Source organism: Mesorhizobium loti CJ3sym (assembly GCF_000472785.1).
In the GTDB taxonomy this organism is placed as follows: Bacteria; Pseudomonadota; Alphaproteobacteria; order Rhizobiales; family Rhizobiaceae; genus Mesorhizobium; species Mesorhizobium loti_E.
In genome coordinates this window covers 1-9,198 of the sequence record NZ_AXAL01000057.1, presented here as the reverse complement: position 1 = coordinate 9,198, position 9,198 = coordinate 1, and the positions used below count along the sequence as shown (strand labels likewise).

At 58.1% G+C, this 9,198-nt stretch carries 6 protein-coding genes; 3 read left to right on the top strand and 3 right to left on the bottom strand.

What is annotated here, in order from left to right; all coding sequences use genetic code 11:
* On the bottom strand, positions 1 to 617 hold a 617-nt coding region (locus A3A9_RS0136105), incomplete at its 3' end, for a dTDP-glucose 4,6-dehydratase (RefSeq protein ID WP_027058118.1).
* A gap of 1,428 nt (positions 618 to 2,045) precedes the next feature.
* Between A3A9_RS0136105 and A3A9_RS0136095 the strand changes: the two genes are divergently transcribed.
* On the top strand, positions 2,046 to 2,621 hold the full coding sequence (locus A3A9_RS0136095) for a hypothetical protein (RefSeq protein ID WP_051371511.1): 576 nt from the start codon (positions 2,046 to 2,048) through the stop codon (positions 2,619 to 2,621).
* Between the two features lie 663 nt (positions 2,622 to 3,284).
* Here A3A9_RS0136095 and A3A9_RS40760 read toward each other — a convergent pair.
* Both A3A9_RS40760 and A3A9_RS42235 read right to left on the bottom strand, forming a co-directional pair.
* Positions 3,285 to 4,226, bottom strand: a complete 942-nt coding sequence (locus tag A3A9_RS40760) for a hypothetical protein (protein ID WP_245279224.1) — start codon at positions 4,224 to 4,226, stop codon at positions 3,285 to 3,287.
* A 151-nt stretch (positions 4,227 to 4,377) separates the two neighbouring features.
* Positions 4,378 to 6,585 (bottom strand): glycosyltransferase, encoded by a 2,208-nt coding sequence (locus A3A9_RS42235; RefSeq protein ID WP_063827834.1) that lies wholly within the window; start codon positions 6,583 to 6,585, stop codon positions 4,378 to 4,380.
* Between the two features lie 1,196 nt (positions 6,586 to 7,781).
* Here A3A9_RS42235 and A3A9_RS0136080 point away from each other — a divergent pair.
* The gene (locus tag A3A9_RS0136080; RefSeq protein ID WP_027062789.1) at positions 7,782 to 8,168 is read left to right on the top strand and encodes a hypothetical protein; all 387 of its coding nucleotides are present in this window, start codon (positions 7,782 to 7,784) and stop codon (positions 8,166 to 8,168) included.
* Positions 8,165 to 9,198: DUF4347 domain-containing protein (locus tag A3A9_RS44610; protein ID WP_152536291.1), on the top strand; the 1,034-nt coding region annotated here is incomplete at its 3' end. The genes A3A9_RS0136080 and A3A9_RS44610, both read left to right, overlap by 4 nt.

The window sequence follows — 9,198 nt, the reverse complement described above, 5'->3', positions numbered from 1 at the left end:
TTGAGAATGACCAGCGGGATCAGTTTTTCGGGAAAATGATAGGGGCCGTAATTGTTCGAACAGTTGGAGAGCACCACCGGCAGGCCGTAGGTCTCGTGCCAGGCGCGCACCAGATGGTCCGAGGCCGCCTTNGAGGCGGAATAGGGCGAGGACGGTGCGTAAGGCGTTTCCTCGACGAACATGCCGCCGTCGAAAGGCAGGTCGCCGAACACCTCGTCGGTGGAGACATGATGGAAGCGGAAGCGGCTTTTCCTGTCGTCGGAAAGGCCGCGCCAATATTCGAGCGCCGCATTGAGGATGCGGTAGGTGCCGACGATGTTGGTCTCGATGAAAGCGCCGGGCCCGTCGATCGAGCGGTCGACATGACTCTCGGCGGCGAGGTTCATGACGATGTCGATGTCGTGGCGGCGCAGAAGATCCAGCACCGCCCTCTCGTCGCAGATATCAGCCTGGGCGAAGCTGTAATTATGCGCGTTCTCGATTTGCCGCAGCGAGGCAAGGTTGCCGGCATAGGTCAGCTTGTCGAGATTGGTCACACGGTAGGCCGGATTGGCGCACAGATGCCGGCATACCGCCGAGCCGATGAATCCAGCACCGCCTGTCACCAGAAAATTCATACCCCTGCCCCCATCAGGCAAACACCTCGGCGGCAGCAAGGACCGGCGCCTTGAGGCCCCTGTCCGAAGCTGGAATCCGCCAGCGATGGCGACTTAACATCCGACCATAGCTATTGTCCCGGGCACTCTCCGTCGTGGCGGATCATCCCTATGGTTTAGGGCAGGGCAGGAGTGTCGCACATCCGGCAGCTCAGCCCATGCGAACGAGGTACGCGCTAGCTGAAATTAGCCACCGTTTCTATCCATAAAAATTTCGACAAATGGCAAAGCCAATTTTCTAAAGCGCATATTTGTGTGGCTTACTTCTGGAGTGCCCTCTCAAGTCTTACCCAGCTTGCCAGCTTTGTCGCGGGCCACCCTTCACGTGTGAGAATCGTGGCATTTTACTCGGTCGCAATACCTTCAGCGACCACACTTTCATCGCGCGGAAGGCTCGCTGAGAACTCGAAGGGAATCTCAGCGAGCCGTTTGCCCGGCATGAGCGACAAAACAAAGCGGCTGCTTCTGTGCGATCCCGATACCCACAAAGTTGCCTCTGACTGCAATTCAGGTGAGATCATAAATTCCGCCTTCGAATGCGGCGTCCCCCGTGCGGCTGAGGAAAGGCACCTCAGATGCAGCTATTAAGCGAGCGGCCGCCAGCCCCTAAGCATATTCGCTGAGGCTTAAAACAAAACGTATGCGACGCTGCCGATTGCATCCAAATGAGCGCGCGCTCATTCTCAAGTCAGCCAGCCACGCCCAAACCCAGCTGGTCAGGCCCAGCGGCGGCCGCTGCTAGTCCCTACGACCCAAGCCGCTGGGCCGCCGATGGCGACGGCAAGAGGAACAGTGCAAAGACGGCGTTCACTGCCGGCGGTTGCGCAGACATATGTGGCACTGCCAGGGCGGCCTCCATTGATCCATCGCAGTACTCGCTGGCCGCCAGGTACTTTATTCATCAGCGGCGCGCTGGTGGCTCATTCGTCCGGCCAGATGCAAACGTGCCACGACCGATGGCGGCCATACGAAGCTACTCCAGAGCCTACTCCGAACAGTATGCAGGAGACCCTTTTGGCGAAGTGTTTTTATGCAGCCCCCGGTGATTATCATTCACACAGCCGGACGGGCTCTCCAGCCTCAGCCGGTCAGGCCCGACAGTGCGCCCCCAGCACTGTCGGGCCGCCCTGCCTATAAAGCTGCGCTTGATGATACAGAAAATGATCTGCGTCCGCTTTGGTGCACTCGGCAAAAGCCGAACCTGTATCTCACGAGACCTTGTCGGTGACTCTATCCGAGCGGGAGTATACGAAACCCTGAAGGCGGCAGCATCGTTGGTTAACTTGTAGATTAGGGTATTCGGCGCCCACGATGGAAGTAGGTCAAACGTCGAAATTTCACCATGCCGGCTGGCTGACCTTCGGCCTAGGTTTGTGATGTTTCAACGACATGTTTAAAGACGTCAATTTATCGACCATTGCTGCATGCGTCGGTGATCAATGGTCACCTCAGATTGGTGACCCGACTGTCGCTGGCTGGGTGACGGTCGTGGCATACGGCGTTTGCGTGGTGCTAAGTTTTATGACCCTGATGCGCGTACAGGACAGCCGCGAACGGATTTTCTGGGGGTTGGTCGTGCTCGCAATGCTGTTCCTTGGGGTGAACAAGCAGCTCGATCTGCAATCCATGCTGACCGCAGCCGGACGCTGCTTGTCCCAAATTCAGGGCTGGTACGAAAAACGCCGGGTGTTTCAACTGGATTTCATCATCGGATTGCTGGTCTTGGCTGTCTTGCTCCTCGCACTGGCTGTCTGGCTGATGCGTGGGCGCCTGCGGCGCAACGGTGTGGCGGTGCTCGGTCTGGCATTCGTCGCCGCCTTTGTATCAGTTAGGGCTGTTGGATTTCACCATGTTGATACTCTGATTGGTAGTCGATTTCTCGACATTCGCTACAACGTTCTGTTTGAACTTTCCGGCCTTGTTCTCATCGGCGCCAACGCAATCATGTTGACTGCCATCGTTTGATCTCCCGGAAGACCGTCCCTGTCATCTAAGGACGGTTCAACTTGGGAAAGTGCAGCGATCTTGCCTGCCACCAAGCGCTAGGTGTGGGAGCCCACCGGCGCCGCGCTCCCATGCCATCCAAGGCAGCCATTCTGACCTTGGGCTTCGAAGAACCCTCCCAGGCCCTGCGGACCATTCGGGCACGAACATTGTGATGTCCGGCCGCTTGCCTCCAGAGTGGAAAACAGGACGATCGCGTTCGTCTGTGAAGTCAGGCCCCGTGTTAGTGACGGCTGGATTTGTAGGTGACTTGAACTGCAATAAATTGGCCATAGGCCATTTTAAGGTTCGATCTGCGCGCCACGTTGGGTAGGTATTTGAGAGCTCCGAAAGCAGCGCAATTGCGCGAGCGCATTGCTGTGCTGGAGGGGGAGCAGCGACAAAAAGTTGCAAGTTCAACCGGCATGCTCATGTGATGCAATTGCGCTACGAATTGAGGGGTACCGGTTTCGCCTAACCGTCCTCGAAGAATGCGTAGCGGACTTTTCGACTGATCGCTGACACCCTCCCTCTCACGGCGTTCCAGGCGCTCCCTTCGCTTTCGGGAATGGAGCGGATCGCCATCGGCCGGTGATAAGGTACGCTATCATCCTTCCCTTACACTAGTGCGGCGCGGTCTCACTTTTAAAGCAGCCGCAGCCCCAAGACTTCGCGTAAGCGAAGCGGGAGGTGCTTGGAGACTTGCAACTCAGTGCAGCTCTGCGTCCATCGCTGCAGGTATTCACCAATCGGGATTCCGCTGCGGCGAGGCCAGCGGTTCAGCGCGCCAAGCGCCTCAACGCAATCGGGAACCCGGTCGTATTCCGAGAGTATCGTCAGGCTCATTGCCTGCGCGTAGGGATTGAGACCGGGACTTTCGATCTCGCTGCGATGATCAGCGAACCAGGCAGTTGGGTCGCGGGTGAGGCCCTGGCTATCTGCCAGGGCCGAATAGCCGCCAATAATGTTCTGGCGATATTGGGCGATTGCGTCACCGAAGGCGTTATCGCCGACGAACGGCGGATTGTCTTTCCAGTCAGTGGCCAGGCGTCCAAGCCCGCGCAGCGAGAATGCTTCGACCATCGCTTCTTCAAGCCATTGGCAAGGTACTGCAGGCTTGGCGTCGGCTTTCCAGCTGTTGGCAAACACATGGCCGAGTTCGTGGCCGAACTGATAGGCGAGCTTTGACCAGTCCCGCTCGCCTATGTCCACAATGATCCATGCAATGCTGCTTCCGTCCGGATGCAGCCAGATGGCGGGCTGCCCCGTGCAATGCTCGTCGACGCGTACGCGCGTTGGCTGGCGGTCGGAGACAAGACGGACGCCATGGAGGCAGGCAACCCGCATGCGCTCGACGACAAGCTCGACCGACCGGGGAAGCATGTGGCCCCAGTCGCCGGCGAGTTCGACTGGAGCAGAGAGGAGGTTGATCGGTAACGCGCGATTTGCTGATGGCTTTGGCATGTTGGTCTGACTCCCGTCCAGACCAACCCAACGCGCAGGACCGGCAAAGGTTGGGGCTGCGGCAGTCAGGAACAAAAGATTCTCTATAAACTCTCGTCGCTGCACGTCGATTCCTGCTGCCAAGGCCACAAGCTGCGCATGGCGTTGTCTAAATCAGAAACCACGAATCCGGCGGCCGGGCGATTTCAGTCATCTGTTCGTTGCCTCCGTCGCATTCCGCAAATCTCGCAGTTCGGCAACCTCTTCTAAAATCGACGGCTCTTTTGGAACGGCGTCAGCACCGGTGATCAAGCAGGATCTGTTCGTCGCGTGGACCGCGCCCAGCCAAACTGTCGGTCAAACTTTCGATGAGCCGTGTCCACTCCTTGGCGCGCACATTCCAGTCGAAAAACAGGTCGCAGTGGTTCTGCTGTTTTGAAGACATTTCCGGAGTGCCCAGCCATGGACAATCGACCTCACGGGCGATGGCTGAGGCAAACAATGCGGCGTGCTCGAGGGTATCGTCGCTCCACGGATAGACGTGAGCGAATCCGGAAGTCGTCTCAGGCAAGGCGCCGAGGGCAGGCACTATCACACGACATCCCGCAGCCATTGCGTCAACGACCGCAAGACAGGACGTTTCTTCGAATGTACTGGGATAGGCGAGGAAGTGGATCTCACGAAGTGCGGATTTCAGTTCCGAGTTGGGAGCAATTCCATGATAGATGACACCCTTCAGTGCTTGAGCACGAGCGTACAGTGGCTGATATTTCATATCGTCTTGATGGTAGAGCCTCATCGACGACCAGATATGGAGCTCAGCGTCGCGTAGGTTCAGTTGCTTCCACGCGTCAAGCAGGACGGAAAGTCCTCGAAACGGCGTGCTGGTATATGCAAACCGCAAGGGATCCGTTTTCGTCCAGACCCGCTGCTGCTTCGTGATTGCCGTTGCATTGCGCAGAACCACGCATTTACTGGGTGAAATACCGAACTCGCACTGGTACCGCTCACGCTGCCAGTGTGACACAAACACGAAACATCGTACGCGGTCGACAAGCTCGCGGTTTCTGCACCATTGGACGGCGTTCTGATTTACATCGTGATGCATCCACATCACCAGCGGCTTGTTGCTGGATGGGTTGTCAGGGAACATGTTAACCTGAAGCTGAATTCGTGCGAGCGAATTCGGGATGCGATCCTCCAGACCCTGGATCATCAACTCGGTGCCCGCTGCGGCGCCGGAAGGTGTCCATGAGGACAATGGCTGCGCAGCCGTTGCCTTCAATACGCTATCGTGCTCGTTCCGACCGCCCGCTGCAAGGGGCTGGGCCGCCACCCTGAATTGCTCGAGCGGTTTCTGGGCGGCAGGTTCTGCCAATGTCGTTGGCTGTTGGGCGTGCAGCTTGTCTGCCGCGAAACGCGCGTTGGATTGCACTCGCTTTAGTATGTCTTCGGGCAATTTGGTGGCGAGCAATTTCGTGCAGGCGTCGAGCGACTCCTGGTATGTGCCTGTCCAATAGGCGTTGACCGAAAACTCGTCGAGCAGTCCGTAGTCATAGACCCAGGGCTGAATGAAAAGCCCCGCAGGCTTGTCCATGCCCAGACCGCGAAGCGCATACTCCTGCCCTTCGTGGAAGCGGCCGCGGTCGCGGCAATACCGGCTCGCCGCATGTAGGGCCTCCGCGCGCGCGGGCACCGATCGGGTGGCGCGTTCCCAGACGGCCAGGACCTCCTCGAAAGAACGGTCCAAGGCGGCCATCAGGTGCCCGGCCTGAAATAGTGCTACATAGACCTCTTCTATCCAGTACCCCTGTCCGGCACGCCTCAGATAGTAGTGCAGCGCTTTTTCACGCTCGCCGCAGTCCTTGTAACTTTGGGCCAGATAGAACGTGTAACGCGATACAAGGAACGGATCGGTTTCGGTTGCCAGCGCATTCTCCAGCACTGCTGCATCGTCGTGGTACTTTCGCGGATTTTGACTACGCGCTCCTTCGCGTCCTGATGCTATATGGAAACACCTTGCAGTCTGGCGTGTGATGCTGCCGGAAGGGAACTCAAGGTATTCATGCAGAATACCTTTGTAGCGGAACGGCAGTGAGTTGCGGCAAAGCTGCGGACAGTAATAGGAAATGCCACCGTTTGTGAGTTCAATATCATATAGATCTTGATCCATCTGCAGCTTGAACGCGGCCGTATCAAACTCATGGTTTTGGATCAGGACGTCGTCGGCGTCGATCATCATCGCATAGTCGACCCACCCCCTCTCGCGCAGCCGCTCCAGCGCAAAGGTGCGGTTATATGCAAAGTTCCGCCATGGCTCGTCGATGACCTCACCCTTGAGGTTGTGATCGGCAAGGAAGCCACGAATGAGTTCCTGTGTGCCGTCGCCGGAGCCCGTATCGACGACGAGCACAAAATCGGCAAGGCACGATGCGCTAGCCAGGCATCTCAAGATGACCTTGGCCTCGTTCTTAACGATCATGCAAAGGCCGATGGTGCTCATACCGACCCCTCGTCGCTGTGGCGTTCATTGTGAGCACGTCCAGCCTTGTGGAAGGGAAGCCGGTGCTGCTCGTTCAGTACTGAACGCACTCCAGAACAGGATCGGGCAGGGTTGTGACCTCCGTCGGCCACGTCGGCTCCGCCACTAACCTGGCTCCTGAATTGATTAGCCGACGAACCGTGACATGCTTGGAGATCGGGCATCCCATTCCTGACGATCATATTGAGGCAGTCCCTTCCACGAAGTCTCCGTTATCCCCCAACTGGAGCAAGAACCGCAGCTGTTGAATGCGCAGAGCAATCGGCGCAGAGGAAACGGACTGACCTGGCATTATGCACCAAAGAAGACCGGGTGCCTCGCCATCATTGCATGCACGGCCCACCGGGTGTTCAGGGGTGGGGTACTCCCTTTGGAGGAACCTGCCTTCACCTGCTGTCGTCAAGCTTCTCATATGACGGCGCTCGCGAGGTCAGGAGGCCAAATGTCTAAACCACAGATATCCATCGGCTTTTTATGAGCGATGCACAGCTTCCACAACTGGTTGAGGGGGCTAATCATCAGCCGCAATTTACAATCCAGCACTTCATAAATCGGAAGGACTAATCCATTTACAGTTCGATTGCTTTCCAATTTACTTAATTGCGGAGGGTAGATCTGGGTTTTGCGAAGTCCGCCGAATCTGGAAATCTGCAAGAGCGGAGAGTACTGGGAGCAAAAATGGTCGCTCTGTGCTTCGAAAGCGCAGACGGTCAATAGTATTTTGTTTGCCTGATATTTCCTAGCAAGCAGTCAAAGCCCTCGCAAAAGCGCCTTCGAACGATCGAGGGACGTGTGGCGGGGGTTGTTAGGGTGATAGCACGCGGGAAACAAAGCGGCCGCGATATGAGCCTGCGCTTCGGTGCAATCGAGCACCATCCGCATCGGTTCGACAGGACGGATTGCCGGCCGGTTGATTTGCAAGGGTCCATCGCCACGTTGCGCGGACTACCGCGTGTTTCCTGGCACATAGAGAATTCCGGTCGCGACGACGACCACGGCGGTGCTCGGCAGGGCAGCGGCAGGGCGATGCTGTCTGGCCTTGCGTTACGGTTTGGTCGTGTTCCGCGCAACCGACCAGCCCGCCACACCTGTCCACCCAGTGCGCCGCCGCCCCGCACCTTCAGTTTGAACCCAATCAGAACCAACAGGATCTCGCCATGACCAGCGCATCCGGACTGCACTTTGCCGCTTCACCAGCATCCAACGCGGGCGCGTTGGCCTGCAACTACATCATCGTTTCATGGCTGCCATACGCCAGACCCAACAAGTATCAGATTGTCGCCAACGTCGGCGGCTCCCAGAAAGTGATCGGCGAGTTTGTTGTTCCCAATAGTCCGTATGCAGGCCGGCTCCCTGTTGTGGTCACGGCGTCGGGACCATTCACCGTCGCTGGCAGCAGTGCCGCGATGACGAGACCCGGAAGTATTTCACTTTTCTCCTCCCGCGCGGGCGCCGCTGCGGCTTACGACGCCGAGACCCTGGAAATGTTGGGCGCCGCCGGCACCACCGTGTCGGTCGAGGCAGAGTTCGGCGCGGGAGCATGACCATGCGCGCGAACCATACGACGTCAATTCCATCCATCCATGTCCTGGAGGACACTCTCATGGCAGCGACAAGGGAAATCATCTTCATCGACCCCGCGGTCTCCGATATTCCCGTGCTCGTCGCCGGCCTGCGGCCTGGCGTACAGCCGGTTCTCCTCGGCGGCACCATGCCTGCTGCGCAAGAGATCGCGCACGCCTTGCTTGGCCGCGAAGGCCTTGATGCGATCCACATCGTCGTTCACGGACGCCCGGGCGAACTCGGCTTCAGCGCCGGCTCGCTGTCGCTGGCAAATCTCGACAAGCACGAGGGCGATCTCGCGGCGATCGGCGATGCACTGGCACCTGGCGGCGATCTCCTGCTGTGGAGCTGCCAGACGGGTGAAGGCGCCCGTGGGCGCGCCTTTGTGGAGGGGCTGTCGCGCACGACGGGCGCGCCGGTCGCAGCGGCAACGGGCCTGGTCGGTGCCGCGGCGAAGGGCGGACGCTGGGAGTTGGAGAACGTCTCCGGCTCGCGCGGCACGCAAGCTCCGCTGACACCGGTTGGGGTCGCCGGATATTCGGCGACATTGCCTTACATCAATGTTGATTGGTCTGTAGCCGAGAACCCGACTGACGACCGCACTTATTTTATCGTCCAGAATACGGGAACGACTGCCGCGCCCGTCCTGGTCATTGTCGGTTCTTTTCAAATTCCTGACGGAGGAGCGTCCGGTAATTTCGCGGGCTCGCTTCAGGTATTGGTCAGCATTTCTGGAACGTTCACCGTGGATGGGGACGGGAATGGAATTTTGAACGGCGGACAAATTTTGCTCTACAGCGTTGACGATAGCAGTGGGAGCATATCACTCGCTTCGTCTACCAATTCATCGATATTGCTTGGTAGTTCTATCACCACAAATAGTAGTGTTGGTGCCACAGGTGCCACAGGTGCCACAGGTGCCACAGGTGCCACAGGTGCCACAGGTGCCACAGGTGCCACAGGTGCCACAGGTGCGACGGGTGCTACTGGGTCAACCGGTGCGACCGGGGC